16 protein-coding genes are annotated in these 16,026 nt (G+C 51.4%); 8 read left to right on the forward strand and 8 right to left on the reverse strand.

All coding sequences use genetic code 11. The features are described from left to right. Positions 1-30 precede the first annotated feature (30 nt). Both bglB and MNO13_RS06020 read right to left on the reverse strand, forming a co-directional pair. Entirely contained in the window at positions 31-1,137 is a 1,107-nt protein-coding gene (bglB, locus tag MNO13_RS06015; protein WP_064544489.1) for a beta-galactosidase BglB, read from the reverse strand. 10 nt (positions 1,138-1,147) lie between these two features. Beyond that, on the reverse strand, positions 1,148-2,593 hold the full coding sequence (locus tag MNO13_RS06020) for an MFS transporter (RefSeq protein WP_064544491.1): 1,446 nt from the start codon (positions 2,591-2,593) through the stop codon (positions 1,148-1,150). 444 nt (positions 2,594-3,037) lie between these two features. On the opposite strand from MNO13_RS06020, the gene MNO13_RS06025 reads away from it, so the two are divergent. Both MNO13_RS06025 and MNO13_RS06030 read left to right on the forward strand, forming a co-directional pair. Further along, positions 3,038-4,393 carry a glycoside hydrolase family 28 protein gene (locus MNO13_RS06025; RefSeq protein WP_064544493.1) on the forward strand — a complete coding sequence of 452 codons (1,356 nt, stop codon included), beginning with the start codon at positions 3,038-3,040 and terminating at the stop codon, positions 4,391-4,393. Further along, positions 4,386-4,649, forward strand: a complete 264-nt coding sequence (locus MNO13_RS06030) for a SemiSWEET family sugar transporter (protein WP_064544495.1) — start codon at positions 4,386-4,388, stop codon at positions 4,647-4,649. Before MNO13_RS06025 ends, MNO13_RS06030 begins: the two co-directional genes overlap by 8 nt. Before the next feature lie 40 nt (positions 4,650-4,689). On the opposite strand, the gene purN is transcribed toward MNO13_RS06030, so the two are convergent. Together purN and purM are read right to left on the reverse strand one after the other, a co-directional pair. Next, a complete protein-coding gene (purN, locus tag MNO13_RS06035) occupies positions 4,690-5,331 on the reverse strand; it encodes a phosphoribosylglycinamide formyltransferase (protein ID WP_064544498.1) in 642 nt (213 codons plus the stop codon). Continuing rightward, on the reverse strand, positions 5,331-6,368 hold the full coding sequence (gene purM / locus MNO13_RS06040) for a phosphoribosylformylglycinamidine cyclo-ligase (RefSeq protein WP_064544499.1): 1,038 nt from the start codon (positions 6,366-6,368) through the stop codon (positions 5,331-5,333). The genes purN and purM overlap by 1 nt, the downstream gene beginning before the upstream one ends. 235 nt (positions 6,369-6,603) lie before the next feature. On the opposite strand from purM, the gene upp reads away from it, so the two are divergent. The 3 genes from upp to MNO13_RS06055 all read left to right on the forward strand — a co-directional run bounded on the left by upp (position 6,604) and on the right by MNO13_RS06055 (position 9,521). Beyond that, the gene (upp, locus tag MNO13_RS06045; RefSeq protein ID WP_034459132.1) at positions 6,604-7,230 is read left to right on the forward strand and encodes a uracil phosphoribosyltransferase; all 627 of its coding nucleotides are present in this window, start codon (positions 6,604-6,606) and stop codon (positions 7,228-7,230) included. A gap of 203 nt (positions 7,231-7,433) precedes the next feature. Beyond that, positions 7,434-8,720, forward strand: coding sequence for a uracil permease (gene uraA / locus MNO13_RS06050; RefSeq protein ID WP_064544501.1), 1,287 nt, complete (start codon positions 7,434-7,436; stop codon positions 8,718-8,720). Between the two features lie 99 nt (positions 8,721-8,819). Beyond that, a complete protein-coding gene (locus MNO13_RS06055) occupies positions 8,820-9,521 on the forward strand; it encodes a DnaA inactivator Hda (protein ID WP_221200562.1) in 702 nt (233 codons plus the stop codon). A gap of 97 nt (positions 9,522-9,618) precedes the next feature. Here MNO13_RS06055 and arsC read toward each other — a convergent pair whose 3' ends face one another. Further along, positions 9,619-9,975, reverse strand: coding sequence for an arsenate reductase (glutaredoxin) (arsC, locus tag MNO13_RS06060; protein WP_064544505.1), 357 nt, complete (start codon positions 9,973-9,975; stop codon positions 9,619-9,621). Between the two features lie 11 nt (positions 9,976-9,986). After that, a complete protein-coding gene (gene bepA, locus MNO13_RS06065; RefSeq protein WP_064544507.1) occupies positions 9,987-11,450 on the reverse strand; it encodes a beta-barrel assembly-enhancing protease in 1,464 nt (487 codons plus the stop codon). 211 nt (positions 11,451-11,661) lie between these two features. On the opposite strand from bepA, the gene MNO13_RS06070 reads away from it, so the two are divergent. Next, positions 11,662-12,732, forward strand: coding sequence for an AI-2E family transporter (locus tag MNO13_RS06070; protein ID WP_064544509.1), 1,071 nt, complete (start codon positions 11,662-11,664; stop codon positions 12,730-12,732). Positions 12,733-12,907: 175 nt separating this feature from the next. On the opposite strand, the gene bcp is transcribed toward MNO13_RS06070, so the two are convergent. Continuing rightward, positions 12,908-13,378: a thioredoxin-dependent thiol peroxidase gene (gene bcp / locus MNO13_RS06075; RefSeq protein ID WP_064544511.1), complete on the reverse strand. Its 471-nt coding sequence runs from the start codon at positions 13,376-13,378 to the stop codon at positions 12,908-12,910. Between the two features lie 14 nt (positions 13,379-13,392). Then, on the reverse strand, positions 13,393-13,950 hold the full coding sequence (locus MNO13_RS06080) for a glycine cleavage system transcriptional repressor (protein WP_064544513.1): 558 nt from the start codon (positions 13,948-13,950) through the stop codon (positions 13,393-13,395). Between the two features lie 145 nt (positions 13,951-14,095). On the opposite strand from MNO13_RS06080, the gene dapA reads away from it, so the two are divergent. Both dapA and bamC read left to right on the forward strand, forming a co-directional pair. Further along, on the forward strand, positions 14,096-14,974 hold the full coding sequence (gene dapA / locus MNO13_RS06085; RefSeq protein WP_064544515.1) for a 4-hydroxy-tetrahydrodipicolinate synthase: 879 nt from the start codon (positions 14,096-14,098) through the stop codon (positions 14,972-14,974). 16 nt (positions 14,975-14,990) lie between these two features. Then, positions 14,991-16,025 (forward strand): outer membrane protein assembly factor BamC, encoded by a 1,035-nt coding sequence (gene bamC / locus MNO13_RS06090; protein ID WP_064544517.1) that lies wholly within the window; start codon positions 14,991-14,993, stop codon positions 16,023-16,025. Position 16,026 lies beyond the last annotated feature (1 nt).

Raw genomic sequence — 16,026 nt, forward strand, 5'->3', positions numbered from 1 at the left:
GATAAAGCAAAAGCTTTATCCACCTGATGACTAGATGTGTAAACGCAGTGATTCAACCAGGCAAAGAATGGCCATTGCTTGCCCGTATGGCATTGAGGTCAGTGGAATGTTTCGGTAATGGTCAAGGTCGTGACCCATCGCGGTACCAAATGAAACCTGCGTCAATTCACCTTCTGGCGTGATGTGCTTGATAATCCCATCGGTGGCGCGTTGTGCGACTGGCAGCCAGTGGCTTTCCAGGTAACCCAGACGCACAGCTTTGAAGATCCCCGCCGCGAAGCCAGCACTGGCCGAAGCTTCAACATAGCTTTCAGGGTCATTAAGCAGCGTTGGCCACAGGCCATTTTCCGCCTGGCATTCGGCCAGTGCCGCGACCTGATTGCGCAAAACATTGCACAACTGGCGATACAGCGCGTCCTGCGGTGATAAATCTAACAACTCCAAAAACTCAGGAATGGCGAGCGTAATCCAGCTATTGCCACGCGCCCACAGTGCGCCAGCAAAATGGTGTCGCCCTTCAAAGTTCCAGCCGTGATACCACAGCCCTGTTTTAGGTTCCGCCAGGTACTGAATATGCTGAGTAAACTGATACTTCGCTTCTTCAATCCACTCTGGTTTGTTGAGCATTTTGCCAATCTTAGCCAGCGGAAGAACTGCCATCATCAGCGTATCGTCCCAGATTTGCTGGTGGTGGTCGTTTTCATAAGTCACATGCTGGAAGCAGCCTTCATCGGTGCGCGGCAGCTGGTGCTGGAGCCAACGGCCCCAGGTTTCCAGGTATGGCAGCCATTGCGGATTTGGCTGCTCTTCATAACATAATGCCAGTGTCAGGAATGGGCAGGCAGTATTGACGTTTTTGACCGGTGTACCTTCGGCAAAACGATCGCTAAACCAGAGGTCGATAAGCTCTTTGGCGCGCTCAGAGCCGCTTACTTGATAGTAGCGATATAAACCAAACAGGCCGATTCCGTGTGTCCATTCCCAGCCTGCCCAGCCTTTGGTATCAACAATTCGGCCATCACTGAGGCGTTGTAAAAAACGCCCGTCAGCGTCTTTGATGTCGACCAGACCACCAATCAGGCTATCAATCAGCTCAGTGGTGTGTTCACGGGTTGGGGATAACAGTGTCGTAGTCATGGTCTGTTCCTTAAACAGAAGTTGTAGCTGGAGTAATTTTGATTTCGTGGGTTGGACGATACGCCCAGTTAGCATTGCTGTGCGGGTGGCCGGTCAGGGTTTCGACAACCTCTTTGGTCTCAGGGCTGGCATCTTCCGGTTTCCCACCTGCACGTAAGCGTTCCAGTTCGCTGATCAGTACCTGGTGGCGTGACTGGCTGAGGCGGAAGCGGAAGGCACCGCACATCGCCATGACTGCCAACACGCCAGGGCCGACAACGAACACCCACCAGATGCCATCAATGGCCGTGCTGCTTTGCGATGCTACACCTTTGGTAAAACCGAAAGACTCAAGCGCCAGGCCAACAATAAACAGTGCCAGTGCCTGGGAGAATTTGCGGGTCAACATCATGACACCGGCATAGATCCCTTCACGGCGCACGCCGGTATAAGCCTCATCGACATCAGGTAAGAAGTTGTACACGTTCCATGGAATGAGATAGGTACCACCACGCGCGATACCCATCATGACAGCCCCGCCAAGCACCAGCATGCCAATGGAGGCGTAGCTTGCGGAAAGTTGGCTGAAGTAGACCAGGCTTATCAAAATCATGCCGATAGCCGCTTTATACGCATGGCCGTTGCCGACGCGAATACACAGCCAGGTGAAAACAGGGATGGCGAGAAACTGGAACAAGGTCATCAGGCTCAGCGCCTGCGAAGCCAGACCGGCACTGATTTGCAGCACGTAGGTCATGAAGTGCATAAACAGCGAGCCGAAGATATCCAGTGCAACCGCGCCGCCGACATACATCATGATATGAATGCGGAAGGTCTTAAGGCGAAACGTTGACAACATTTCCCGATACAGAGATTTCAGCGTGTTGAGCAGCCCGGTTTGCGTTTGTGGCGGCGGCAGGTTGTCACGCTCCCAGGTGCCACGCCAGACGAAAATCCACGGCAGCGAGAACAGCACGGCGAAGGTAATACCGATAAGCATAAATGCCTGATCTTTATCAGCAACATGCGCCAGAATTTGCCCAGGTATCAGTGCGGAAAGAAACGCGGTGGCTTGTGCAAACAGCATACGTGCCCCCGACATTTTCGAGCGGGTTTCGTAGCGGTTGGTCATCTCCGCAGGTAGCGTATCGTAAGGCACCATCAGCAATGTGAAGACAGTGCTGAACAGCAAATAGGTGCCGAGATACCAGAAGTATCCGTAGCCACTCATCCACATCAAGGCGAAGGTCAGTGAGAACGGTGCGCCAATAATAAAGAACAGGCGGCGGCGTCCCCAACGGCTGCGAATGTTATCCGTGATGTAGCCCATCACCGGGTCGGTAATCCCATCCCAAATTTTGGCGATGGCAAAGATGGAAGCGGCAGCAGCAGGCGATAACCCGGCAACCTCAATATAGAAATACAGCAGCCAAAGGCCGGTAATGGTCATCGCGCCACTACCAAAAATATCGCCCATACCCCAGGCGAGAATATTTTTGGTTTTGACTTCCCTTCCAGCTGGAGCCGTGTTTTTTGTCGTTGTGTCCATTGTTCTTATCTCGTGTCGATAAAAAAGGAGTTCGGCATCTACGGTACGAAGTGTGGGCCGCAGTCTCTATGGCGACAGGAAGGGTTTTGTCCGGTAATGCGAAGGGGGTGGGGAAATATCGAATGTGTATTCATCGTTCCCCTGGTATTTGAGCGGCGTAGAAGCCAGAAAGGGCAATAAAGTGTGATCTGCGTCACTAATGGAAAAATGCTGCTTAAACCTGATGTGATGAAGATCACCTTTTACCCCAGGGCAAAAGGTATTTTGCGAGTCAGGCAGCATTCCTGCTAATCAGCTATTGCGGCGCGGTGGAGTGCTGAGAAGGGGCATGGTGAGATGTCTGGGTCTATTACATCGAGTGATGAGAGAACCATGAAACTGACTCTGACCCCGCAGTGGGCGAATACTGACGATAAGAATCACGATACGCTCCGCTTCCAAAAAGCGCTGGATACTTTGGCGCAACAGGGGGGAGGAACGCTGGAAGTTGAAAGTGGCTGTTACAGACTGGGTGGTCTGACACTTGGTTCCAATATTACACTCAGTTTGCAGGCTGGTGCTGAGTTGTGGGTCAGCGATGACGGCCAGGACTTTGGGCAAGCCACCACTAAAAGCCAGGCGGAATGCTCGCGCTGGGCATTCTTATACGCCTATGGTGCGCATAACATCACCATCTGTGGCGCCGGGAAGATTAATGGCAATGCTGACGGCTGGTTTGATGCACAGGCCGATGATATGGGCTATCGCAAGCCTGCCGAACAGCGCCCGCGCATGATTGTTTTTGAAGATTGCCGTCACGTACAGCTCCGCGACTTTACTATCGAAAATGCCCCAATGTGGACGATTCATCTGGTGGCGTGTGAGCTGGTAAAAGTACATGGCATCACCATCGATAACGATCTTTCACTGGCTAATACCGATGCACTGGATATCGACAGTTGCCAGCAAGTGCATATCAGCAATAGTCATTTCAGCGCCGCCGATGACACTATCTGCCTGAAGACGAGCCGTAAACCGGCACCGTTGCAACGCCCGACGCGCCATGTGGTAGTGAACAACTGCACGTTACGTTCCAAAAGTTGTGCGGTAAAAATTGGTACTGAAACCTGGGAAGACATTGAAGATATTTGTGTCACCAACTGTGCCATTTACGAATCAAACCGCGCCATCGGGATTGTCTCCCGCGACGGCGGACGCTTACGACGCATGATCTTCAGTAACATCACTTTTAACTGCGAGATGGTGCATGCCTGCCATTGGGGTAAGGCTGATCCAGTCTACTTGTCTGCCCGTTTCCGTGACCCAGCGATTCAACCTGGTGCGATTGAGTTTATCCAGTTCCGTGGTTTAACCGGCGTGAGTGAAGGGGCGGTTAATTTACACAGCGAGCAACCCGGACTGGTGCGCCAGGTAATCATTGATGGTTTGCAACTCACCCAAAGCATCAGCGCCTCACCGGAGCAGGGTTTATACGACATTCGTCCACCCTGTAACCCGCTTTCGCCAACGGGTATGGGGCTGGACAACGCCTGGTGTCTTAATCCAGATACGCAGCGTGCTTACGGTGTTGAGGCTTATCCCGGTGGTTTGCCCGCGCTGTATTGCTGTGGGGTGAATGGCCTGACGCTGCGTAATATCGATGTTTTTCGTCCACAGCCTCTACCTTCCGACTGGAACGAACAGGCTGTGGTATTGGTAGAGTGTGATGGAGTAAAACAAGATGTCTGATTTCGCATGGCTGGGTGGAGTTGCTGCCTGCTGCACCACCGGTTCTTTTGCCCTGCAAGTGATTCATATCCTGAAAAATCGCGATACTAAAGCGATCTCTCTGAGTATGTATCTGGTGTTTGTTTTTGGGGTGTTGTGTTGGTTGCTTTATGGGCTAACAAGCGGTGATATGCCGCTGATGATCGCCAACGGCATCACCCTGTTGTTAGCGGCGACCGTGTTAACAATGAAGGTGATGAACGAACGAGCGAAATAAGCGGGATACTGCCTTCTCTGTTGAGGAGAAGGCAGTTGATTTACTCGTCTGCAGCGTGGCCTTGCGGTGGTAATTCTTTGCCATCAAGCCAGGCGCTGTTTTCACGCATCTCCAGCCGCCCCTCAATAAACCAGGAAACGACTAACGGATAAATTGCGTGTTCTTGATTCTGCACGCGAGCGGTGATGTCTTCTTCGTCATCACCTTCAAAAACAGGCACTTCGGCTTGCAGAATAACCGGGCCGCCATCCAGTTCTTCGGTGACAAAATGCACCGATGTCCCATGGACTTCATCACCGTTTTCCAGTACCTGACGATGGGTATGCAGGCCGGGATATTTCGGCAACAGAGAAGGGTGGATGTTAATCAAGCGCCCGGCATAATGCCCGACAAACTCTGGGCTCAAAATACGCATGTAACCTGCCAAAACCACCAGATCCGGGGCGTAAGCGTCGATCTCAAGCATTAATTCACGATCGAACGCTGCGCGATCGACGAACTGGCTGGCGGTTAACGCGTGAGCAGGAATTTCTGCTTCACGCGCACGTTCAAGCCCAAAAGCTTCGGTTTTATTACTGAATACAGCCGCTACAGTGCCATTAATCTTTTTAAGCTTGCAGGCATCAATGATTGCCTGAAGATTGCTTCCGTTGCCGGAAACCAGCACCACAATGCGTTTCATCACTCAATAACCACGCGCTCAGAGGAATCGGAAGCTTTGATACTACCGATTTTCCAGGCGTTTTCACCTTTTGCATTCAAAAACTCAACCGCTTTGTCCGCTTCAGCAGCAGGCAGCGCAATCAGCATACCCACGCCACAGTTAAAGGTGCGGTACATTTCATGACGGCTGATATTTCCGGCTTGTTGTAACCAGCCGAATACCGCAGGCCACTGCCATGAAGATTCAGTGATAATCGCCTGAGTGTTGTCTGGCAGAACGCGTGGGATATTTTCCCAGAAACCGCCACCGGTCAGGTGTGCAATCGCGTGAACGTCAACCTGTTCAATCAATTCCAGAATCGACTTCACGTAAATGCGCGTCGGTTCCAGCAGGTGATCTGCCAGCGGTTTGCCTTCTAATTCGGTAGTCAGTGGGTCAGTACCGCTCACTTCCAGCACTTTACGTACCAGAGAATAACCGTTGGAATGCGGGCCACTGGAAGCCAGCGCAATCAGCACATCGCCATCGGTCACTTTGGAGCCGTCGATGATTTCAGATTTCTCGACCACACCGACACAGAAACCAGCCACGTCGTAATCTTCACCATGGTACATGCCCGGCATTTCAGCAGTTTCACCGCCGACTAATGCGCAGCCAGATTGCAGACAACCTTCGGCAATACCAGTAATGACGCTTGCAGCCGTTTCGACTTCAAGTTTGCCCGTTGCGTAATAATCGAGGAAGAACAGCGGTTCAGCACCCTGAACGACCAGGTCGTTCACACACATGGCCACCAGGTCGATGCCGATTGTGTCGTGACGTTTTAAATCCATAGCCAGACGCAGTTTAGTACCCACACCGTCGGTGCCGGAAACCAGCACAGGTTCACGATACTTCTGCGGTAACGCACACAGCGCACCGAAACCGCCCAGGCCACCCATCACTTCCGGGCGGCGGGTCTTTTTCACTACACCTTTGATTTTATCGACCAGAGCGTTACCAGCATCAATATCAACACCGGCATCTTTATAGCTAAGAGAAGTTTTGTCGGTCACTGCTAAGTCCCCGCGGATGGGTTAGGAATAAAAAACGCCGCAATTCTAACAGTGCAGGCAAACGTTTGCGAGCCCCTTATTCAGCAGGATGTAATTATTGTTGATATATACTCATTCCAGTCTCGTTGATCTTGATCAACCCCAATCGGTGCCAATTCCTGTGGCACCACCATCAAAAAGCGGTATAATCCGGCGATTTTTTTTGTGGTGGCCAACTATCTCGGGGAGAAAGAGTATGAAGATCGTGGAAGTCAAACACCCACTCGTCAAACACAAGCTGGGCCTGATGCGTGAGAACGACATTAGCACCAAACGCTTTCGTGAACTCGCCTCAGAAGTTGGCAGCTTGCTAACTTACGAAGCCACGGCGGATTTGGAAACTGAAAAAGTCACTATCGAAGGCTGGAACGGCCCGGTAGAAATTGACCAGATCAAAGGCAAAAAGATTACCGTTGTGCCAATTCTGCGTGCCGGTTTGGGCATGATGGAAGGCGTGCTGGAAAACGTTCCAAGCGCACGTATCAGCGTAGTGGGTATCTATCGTAATGAAGAAACCCTGGAGCCAGTGCCTTACTTCCAGAAACTGGTTTCTAACATTGAAGAACGTATGGCGCTGGTGGTTGACCCAATGCTGGCAACCGGCGGTTCTATGATTGCTACTATCGACCTGCTGAAAAACGCCGGTTGTACCAGCATTAAGGTGCTGGTTCTGGTGGCAGCACCAGAAGGTATCGCGGCACTGGAAAAAGCGCACCCGGACGTAGAGCTGTTTACTGCTTCTATCGATCAGGGTCTGAACGAGCACGGATACATTATTCCGGGGCTTGGCGATGCCGGCGATAAGATTTTTGGTACCAAATAATGCTCTTCATCTTTCGAATTGCTGATGCGTTGGCTGCCTTTGCTCACCTTGGTCACGTAGCAAATCTACGCTCCCAGGGATTTGCGCAGTTGCCGCCTTCCTGCAATCCGAAATCTATTGAGCATTAAAAAATTGAGCCGACTTTGAGAGTCGGCTTTTTTTTGACTAAAACACAACAACACCATCATTCAGAGGACAACATTATGACGCGCCGCGCCATTGGGGTACACGAAAGACCACCCCTGCTGCAAACGATACCGTTAAGCTTACAGCACCTGTTCGCTATGTTTGGAGCTACCGTTCTGGTGCCATTCCTGTTCCACATCAACCCGGCTACGGTTTTGCTGTTTAACGGGATCGGGACGCTGCTGTACCTCTTTATCTGTAAAGGCAAAATCCCGGCGTATCTCGGTTCAAGTTTTGCGTTTATTTCGCCAGTACTGCTGCTGTTGCCATTGGGTTATGAAGTGGCGCTGGGCGGCTTTATTATGTGCGGTGTGTTGTTCTGTATCGTGGCGTTGATTGTGAAAAAAGCCGGTACCGGCTGGCTGGATGTGATGTTCCCTCCGGCGGCAATGGGCGCAATTGTGGCGGTTATCGGCCTGGAACTGGCACGTGTTGCCGCAGAAATGTCAGGCCTATTGCCAGCTGCGGGTACCGAACCGAATACCACCAGCATCATGATCTCGCTGGTAACGCTGGGTGTGACGGTATTTAGCTCAGTCTTGTTCCGTGGTTTTCTGGCAATTATCCCAATTCTGATTGGCGTGCTGACTGGCTACGCGCTGTCATTTGCCGTCGGCATTGTGGATACCGCGGCGATTGCTCAGGCTCCGTGGTTTGCACTGCCAACCTTCTACACGCCGCGCTTTGAGTGGTTTGCCATCTTCACCATTTTGCCAGCAGCGCTGGTGGTTATCGCCGAGCACGTTGGGCACCTGGTGGTGACGGCGAATATCGTCAAAAAGGATCTGATCCGCGACCCAGGTCTGCATCGTTCGATGTTTGCTAACGGTCTTTCCACCGTGATTTCCGGTTTCTTCGGCTCTACGCCGAACACCACTTATGGTGAAAACATTGGCGTTATGGCGATAACCCGCGTGTACAGCACCTGGGTTATCGGCGGTGCGGCGATTATCGCGATTCTATTGTCGTGTGTCGGTAAACTGGCGGCGGCGATCCAAATCATCCCGGTTCCGGTAATCGGCGGTGTTTCTCTGTTGCTGTATGGGGTGATCGGCGCTTCAGGTATCCGCGTGCTGATTGATTCGAAAGTGGATTACAACAAAACGCAAAACCTGATCCTGACCGCTATCATTCTGATCGTCGGCGTCAGCGGTGCGACCCTACATATTGGTGCGGCTGAGCTGAAAGGGATGGCGCTGGCGACTATCGTCGGTATTGGTCTGAGCCTGATCTTCAAATTGATCAGTATCCTGCGTCCGGAAGAAGTGGTGCTTGATGCAGAAGAAACCAACGTAAAACCGTAGTTTTGATGCAAGCCGGGCGACGTGTGCGCCCGGTTCTCCTGATCGCCAATTCTGTGATAGACTCTCTGCGTTTTTCTGCCTGTTATGGTTGAGGTAATTCTGAATACGCCGGCACAGCTATCACTGCCACTCTATTTGCCTGATGACGAAACTTTTGCAAGTTTCTGGCCGGGTGATAACCCTTCTTTACTCGCCGCACTCCAGTCCGTGCTCCGTCAGGATCACAGCGGATATATCTATTTCTGGTCGCGAGAAGGAGGAGGACGTAGCCACTTGCTTCATGCAGCCTGTGCGGAACTCTCGCAACGTGGCGAAGCCGTTGGCTATGTGCCTCTCGATAAACGCACCTGGTTTGTTCCGGAAGTGCTTGATGGCATGGAACAGCTTTCGTTGGTGTGTATCGACAATATTGAGTGTGTTGCGGGCGACGAACTGTGGGAAATGGCGATTTTTAATCTCTATAACCGCATTCTGGAATCTGGCAAAACGCGGCTGTTAATTACCGGCGATCGCCCACCGCGCCAGCTCAACCTGCAATTGCCCGATCTCGCATCACGCCTTGATTGGGGCCAAATCTATAAGCTGCAACCGCTTTCTGATGATGACAAACTCCAGGCGCTGCAATTGCGATCCCGACTTCGTGGTTTTGAATTGCCCGAGGACGTGGGGCGTTTCCTGCTAAAACGTCTGGACAGGGAAATGCGTACGCTGTTTATGACGCTTGATCAGCTTGATCTGGCTTCGATTACAGCGCAACGTAAATTGACTATCCCGTTTGTGAAAGAGATTTTGGGGCTGTAAAACCACCCTCATCCCGGCCTTCTCCCTGAGGGAGAAGGAGAAATCCAATTCCCTCTCCTGGGGGAGAGGGTTAGGGTGAGGGCGTTAAATCACTAGATTACAAAATCTCCAGCACCGACTCCGGTGGGCGGCCAATTCTTGCTTCGCCATTCGCCAGCACAATCGGGCGTTCAATCAATTTTGGATTCTTGACCATCGCCTGAATCAATTGATCCTCGCTTAATGTCGGCTCAGCCAGATTCAACTCCTTGTATAAATCCTCTTTCTGACGCATCAGGTCACGTGCGCTGCCAAAACCCAGCTTGCTCAGCAATGATTCTATCGTTGCGGCATCGGGCGGGGTTTCCAGATACAACACCACTTCAGGTTCTATGCCATTCGCTTTCAGCAGGCTTAATGTTTCACGGCTCTTGGAGCAGCGTGGATTGTGATAAATAGAAACAGTTGTGGACATCGTAACTCCTGTTACATCTTCGAATACTGAAGGAAACGTTTTTGCAATTCGCGGAACTGATCGATTCTCGCGTCATAACGCGCTTGTTGCAAACTACCCAACTTAACTTGAGCGCTGGCACCACTGAGCAGCGTAATAGCCTGATCGAGTTTCCCGACCAGCGCCATAACTTCGGCACGAGCGGCGAGTTCTTGATCGCGATTACCCAATGCAGCCTGGGTTTGCGCTAACAAGTCCCAGCCGTTGCTGTCGTCCGGATGAGCAAAGGTATAGCGATTAAGGATTTCTGCTGCCTGGTTAGGCTGGCCCGCCTGCACGTAGGCGTTGGCAAGGTTTAGCTGCAACACCGGGTTTTGTTTCAGGCCTGGGGCGTTCTTCAGGCGATTAATCGCATCTGCGGTTTTCTTCTGCCCAAGGTCGATATCGGTCGATAAATCGAGATACCACTCATTAGCCGGTTGCGCTGAGAGTAGCGGTTGCAATAGCTTGCGCGCCTCATCCCATTTTTCTGCCCCCATTGCCTGAAGCGCACGGCCATAAGTGGCGGCATGCTGTTCACGGATATTGCCCTTCGACCAGCTATCCAACAAATCATTGGTTAACTGGTTACGACCTGAGTTGTACATCCCAAGCGTACGGGCTTTTGCCATGTAAAAATCTTCAGAAGATTGCACCACTACTGGCCGCATTTGGTTGGCGCGGTTACGGGCATCTGATAAACGGCTTTCTGGTAATGGGTGAGTAAGAAGAATTTCCGGCGGACGCGAGGAATAACGTGACTGGTCGAGGAGTTTCTCCAGGAATGTCGGCATCGCTTGCGGATCAAAGCCCGCGTGCTGCAACACCTGAATCCCGATGCGGTCAGCTTCCTGTTCGTTCTGTTGTGTAAAGCTGATCATGCCCTGCTGCGTTCCCGCAAGCGTACCGCTAAGTGCCGCCATACCCGCTTGTGGGCTAGCCATCGCCAGTAAAATGGACCCTAACGCACCCACCCAAGTCAGGGGGGCGTTCTTTTTCTGATCTTCCATGGCACGCGCCAGGTGGCGCTGCGTAACGTGTGAAATTTCGTGCGCCATAACCGAGGCGAGCTGGCTTTCATTATCGGCATAACGGAACAGGGCTGAGTGCAGCACCACATTTCCGCCGAAGAAAGCAAAGGCGTTAATTTCGTCGTTGTTAATCAGGAAGAAGTGGAACGGGGTCTTAACCGAATTGGCATTACTCACCAGGCGCATGCCGAGTTTATTAATGTACTGTACGAGTAAAGGATCATTGATTAATGGGGCGCTGCCTCGCAGTTGGCGAACATAATAGTCGCCCATCTGCAATTCCTGGCCGATTGACAGGGTGCTTGAGGCTGAAGTTCCCATATCTGGCAGTTGATCGGTCACATCAGCAAACGCTGGTGTGACCGGACCCGCAAGCAAAGCTGCCATCAGTGTTGCAACCAGCGATTTTTTCAACTGCTTGAACATACGTCCTGTCCTGTTTAATCAAAGTTAATCTTCGACAAGTGTTACCTGATTTTGTTCGCACACTACGATGAACTCTAACTCACCGCATGACTAAGACATATCTTATCTGCGTCAATTTTAAACTGCTATTGAACAGCGATAAAAAGCGAAGTCTTTATTGTGACATTTAGATACAATCGATCCTCGCACAATGCTGTCAGGGAAGGGATGTATGCTCGAAATGTTGTTGCAGTGGTATAGACGGCGGTTTAGCGACCCCGAGGCTATCGCACTGCTGGTCATTCTGGTTGCAGGATTTGTTATTCTTTTCTTCTTCCATGGGCTGTTAGCGCCGTTATTGATGGCGATTGTGTTGGCTTATTTGCTGGAGTGGCCCACTGCGCGTCTTCAGCATGTCGGGTGTTCCCGTACCTGGGCGACGACAATTGTTCTGGTGTTGTTTGTTGGTATTTTGTTGTTGTTAGTCTTAGTGGTGGCTCCCGTCGCCTGGCAACAGGGTATCTACCTGATTCGTGACATGCCGGGGATGCTGAATAAACTCTCTGATTATGCCGCAACGCTGCCGAAGCGTTATCCGGCGCTGATGGACGCGGGCATCATTGATGCGATGGCGGAAAATATGCGCGGGCGCATGATAGGCATGGGCGATCAGGTGGTGAAGTATTCGCTTGCCTCTTTAGTTGGCCTGCTAACGCTAGCTATTTATCTGGTACTCGTCCCGCTAATGGTGTTCTTCCTGGTCAAAGATAAAGAGCAGATGCTGAATGCTGTGCGCCGCGTGTTACCCCGAAATCGTGGGCTTGCGGGGCAGGTGTGGCTGGAGATGAACCAACAAATTACCAACTATATCCGCGGTAAAGTGCTGGAAATGCTGGTTGTGGGTGTGGTGACGTACATTGGCTTTGTGGTGTTTGGCCTGAATTACTCGTTGCTGCTGGCGGTACTGGTCGGGTTCTCGGTGCTGATTCCCTACATTGGCGCATTTGTCGTGACTATTCCGGTAGTGTGTGTCGCTTTATTCCAGTTTGGCCTTGGCACTGAGTTCTGGACGCTGTTTGCCGTCTACTTAATCATTCAGGCACTGGATGGAAACTTGCTGGTGCCGGTGCTATTTTCCGAGGCTGTTAACCTGCACCCGTTGGTCATTATTCTGTCGGTGGTGATTTTTGGTGGACTGTGGGGGTTCTGGGGGGTGTTCTTTGCTATCCCACTTGCCACGCTGATTAAAGCGGTGGTGCATGCCTGGCCAGATACTCTCCTTATCGACGACAAGCCACATTAGAGACAGTAAAAAGCCGACGTTAAGTCGGCTTTCAGATTGCTGGCAAAGGGTGATAAATGTGTTTTGTAGGGTGGATAAGCGTTAGCGTCATCCACCATTTACGCCAGTGGTGTCGGATGACGCTGCGCTTATCCGACCTACGAAGACGTTTGTCTTTAATCGGGTGATGCGCTAATTAAGCGTTTTCTTTCAGCCAGTTCACCACAATATCGTGATGGTTACTGGTTTTAAAATCATCAAACACTTTCTCGACTTTCCCTTCGCCATCAAGCAGGAAGCTAATACGATGGATGCCGTCGTAAGTTTTACCCATAAACGATTTCTCGCCCCACACCCCAAATTGTTCGCAGACTTGATGGTCTTCATCAGAAAGCAGGGTGAAGTTAAGTAACTCTTTTTCGGCAAAACGTGACAGTTTTTCTGGTTTGTCGGTGCTAATACCCAGCACTTCTACACCCTTCTTTTTCAACTCGTCCATGTTGTCGCGCAACCCGCATGCTTGCACGGTACAGCCTGGCGTCATTGCTTTAGGATAGAAATAAACCAGAACGCGCTGTCCCTGGAAGTCGGTTAAATTTATTTGCTCACCGTCTTGATCGGGTAAGCTAAATTTCGGTGCGATATCACCGGCTTTCAGTGGGCTCATTACAACTCTCCGTCTTAATCATCTTGCTGTGGATAATTCACAACGTTAATACTGCCCTGTGCTTTGAGTTCTGTACAGAGGGCCTTGAACTCATCTTCGATCCGGCTCGCATCTTCTGAGGCGGGACTATGCGCAGTAATCTGAATATAAAGCTGTGCTGGTTGGCCATCTTGAGTCGGTTGGGTACGAGAACTCAGTTCGGCAATATTCATATGGTGAATATCAAACAGATTGGTGAAGCGTTCGATTAAATGAGGGGAATCAGTGACTTCCACCTGTACCCAGACTGTCGCTGGCATTGCCGGGCGTTCTTGCGCGGCGGTACGCTTCATGACAATCAGCAAATCCAACTCTGCGCCCTTCAGGGGGAGAGTCGATTCAATCAGGGTAATCGCATTCCAACTGCCTGACAGCAGCATAATAAACGTGAACTCTTCACCGAGCATAGCCAGGCGACTGTCTTCAATATTACAGCCGCAACTGCTCACATGGCGGGTGATGGTATTAACAATACCAGGTCTATCCGCCCCAAGGGCCGTAATGACCAAATAATGGTGTGGTGAGGGAGTCAAACGTATTCTTCCTGTGAATCGGTGAGATATCATAAGGAAAGCATAAAAAAAACCTGCGTACAACCGTGTAGCGTCACCTGGTGACTTGCTTTTGATCCTGCACCAAACGTACCATTGAGACACTTGTTAGCACAGAGGATGGCCAATGTTCACTGGAAGTATTGTCGCGCTTGTGACGCCGATGGATGAGAAAGGTAATGTCTGCCGGTCAAGCCTGAAAAAACTGATTGATTACCATGTTGCCAGCGGGACTGCGGCGATTGTCTCGGTGGGGACCACCGGAGAGTCTGCTACGTTGAGCCATGAAGAGCACGGTGATGTGGTTCTGATGACGCTGGAGCTGGCCGCTGGCCGTATTCCGGTTATCGCAGGGACTGGCGCAAACGCCACCTCTGAAGCTATCTCCCTGACTCAGCGTTTTGAAAATAGCGGGATCGTCGGTTGCCTGACGGTAACGCCTTACTACAACCGTCCAACTCAGGAAGGACTGTTCCAGCACTTCAAAGCGATTGCTGAAAGCACCGACCTGCCGCAGATGCTGTACAATGTTCCTTCTCGTACCGGTTGTGACATGCTGCCTGAAACAGTAGGCCGCCTGGCGCAAATCAAAAATATTATCGGTATCAAAGAAGCTACCGGGAACTTAACTCGAGTAAACCAGATCAAAGAGCTGGTTGAAGATGACTTCATCCTGGTTAGCGGCGACGATGCTAGTGCACTGGACTTCATGCAGTTAGGTGGCCACGGTGTGATTTCTGTGACGGCAAACGTAGCCGCGCGTGAAATGGCAGAAGTGTGTAAACTGGCCGCCAATGGGCAATATGCGCAAGCGCGCGTTATCAACGAACGTTTGATGCCGCTGCACAATAAATTATTTGTTGAACCCAACCCTATCCCAGTCAAATGGGCATGTCGGGAGTTGGGACTTGTGGCAACCGATACCTTACGCCTGCCAATGACACCGCTGACTGAAGCCAGTCGTCCGGTGATTATTAGCGCGCTCAAGCATGCCGGTTTGCTGTAAAGTTTAGGGAGATTTGATGGCTCACTCAGTACAGAAGTCGATGGTGGCGAAAGTTGCAGTGGTTTCGTTAGCCATGCTGTTGGCAGCATGCAGCACCGACCAGCGTTATAAGCGCCAGGTTAGCGGTGACGAAGCCTACTTAGATGCAGCACCACTTGCGGAAATCCATTCTCCGGCGGGGATGATCCTGCCGGTGCAGAACGGTGAATATAATGTTCCGGTCACCAACGGCAGCGGCGCAGTAGGCAAAGAGCTGGATATTCGTCCGCCAGCTCAACCTCTGGCATTAGTCAGTGGCGCGCGCACTCAGTTTACTGGGGATACCGCCACGCTGATGGTTGAAAGTGCGCGTAGCGCAACGCTGTGGCCGCAAGTTGTCAGTGTTCTTCAGGCAAAAAACTACGGCATTGATAAACGTGATGACGCGAGCCAGACTCTGTCCACTGAGTGGGTAGAATGGAACCGTGCTGATGAAGATCAACAGTACCGTGGGCGCTACCAGATCAGTGTGAAACCGCAGGGCTATCAACAAGCTGTGGTGGTTAAACTGCTGAATCTGGAACAGGCTGGCAAGCCAGTTTCTGACGCGGCATCCCTGCAGCGTTACAGCGCAGAAATGTTGAACAGCATTAGCGCAGGCCTGGATAAAACCCAGACTGACCAGCAGAACGCGAAAGACAACCGTGCAGCGACGCAACTTGATGTGCAAAGTGCCGCTGACGACACTGGCTTACCAATGCTGGTAGTGCGTGCTCCGTACAACGTTGTTTGGGGCCGTTTACCTGCAACGCTTGAGAAAGTCGGCATGAAAGTCACCGATGCTACGCGTTCAACCGGTAGCGTGGCGGTGACCTACAAACCATTGTCTGATAGCGCATGGCAAGATTTAGGGGCGAAAGACCCAGGTCTGTCCAGTGGCGACTATAAACTGCAAGTGGGCGACCTCGATAACCGCAGCAGTCTGCAGTTCATCGATCCAAAAGGTCACACGCTGACGCAGTCCCAGAACGATGCTCTGGTCGCTGTATTCCAGGCAGCATTCAGCAAGTAAC

This window comes from Buttiauxella ferragutiae (assembly GCF_022637515.1).
GTDB lineage: Bacteria > Pseudomonadota > Gammaproteobacteria > Enterobacterales > Enterobacteriaceae > Buttiauxella > Buttiauxella ferragutiae.

Coding starts and splice junctions, on each gene's coding strand:
- MNO13_RS06030 (WP_064544495.1), top strand. CDS start 4,386: ATGTCTGATTTCGCATGGCTGGGTGGAGTTGCTGCCTGCTGCACCACC.
- upp (WP_034459132.1), top strand. CDS start 6,604: ATGAAGATCGTGGAAGTCAAACACCCACTCGTCAAACACAAGCTGGGC.
- MNO13_RS06025 (WP_064544493.1), top strand. CDS start 3,038: ATGAAACTGACTCTGACCCCGCAGTGGGCGAATACTGACGATAAGAAT.
- uraA (WP_064544501.1), top strand. CDS start 7,434: ATGACGCGCCGCGCCATTGGGGTACACGAAAGACCACCCCTGCTGCAA.
- bglB (WP_064544489.1), bottom strand. CDS start 1,137: ATGACTACGACACTGTTATCCCCAACCCGTGAACACACCACTGAGCTG.
- MNO13_RS06070 (WP_064544509.1), top strand. CDS start 11,662: ATGCTCGAAATGTTGTTGCAGTGGTATAGACGGCGGTTTAGCGACCCC.
- arsC (WP_064544505.1), bottom strand. CDS start 9,975: ATGTCCACAACTGTTTCTATTTATCACAATCCACGCTGCTCCAAGAGC.
- dapA (WP_064544515.1), top strand. CDS start 14,096: ATGTTCACTGGAAGTATTGTCGCGCTTGTGACGCCGATGGATGAGAAA.
- bcp (WP_064544511.1), bottom strand. CDS start 13,378: ATGAGCCCACTGAAAGCCGGTGATATCGCACCGAAATTTAGCTTACCC.
- MNO13_RS06020 (WP_064544491.1), bottom strand. CDS start 2,593: ATGGGCGATATTTTTGGTAGTGGCGCGATGACCATTACCGGCCTTTGG.
- bamC (WP_064544517.1), top strand. CDS start 14,991: ATGGCTCACTCAGTACAGAAGTCGATGGTGGCGAAAGTTGCAGTGGTT.
- bepA (WP_064544507.1), bottom strand. CDS start 11,450: ATGTTCAAGCAGTTGAAAAAATCGCTGGTTGCAACACTGATGGCAGCT.
- purN (WP_064544498.1), bottom strand. CDS start 5,331: ATGAAACGCATTGTGGTGCTGGTTTCCGGCAACGGAAGCAATCTTCAG.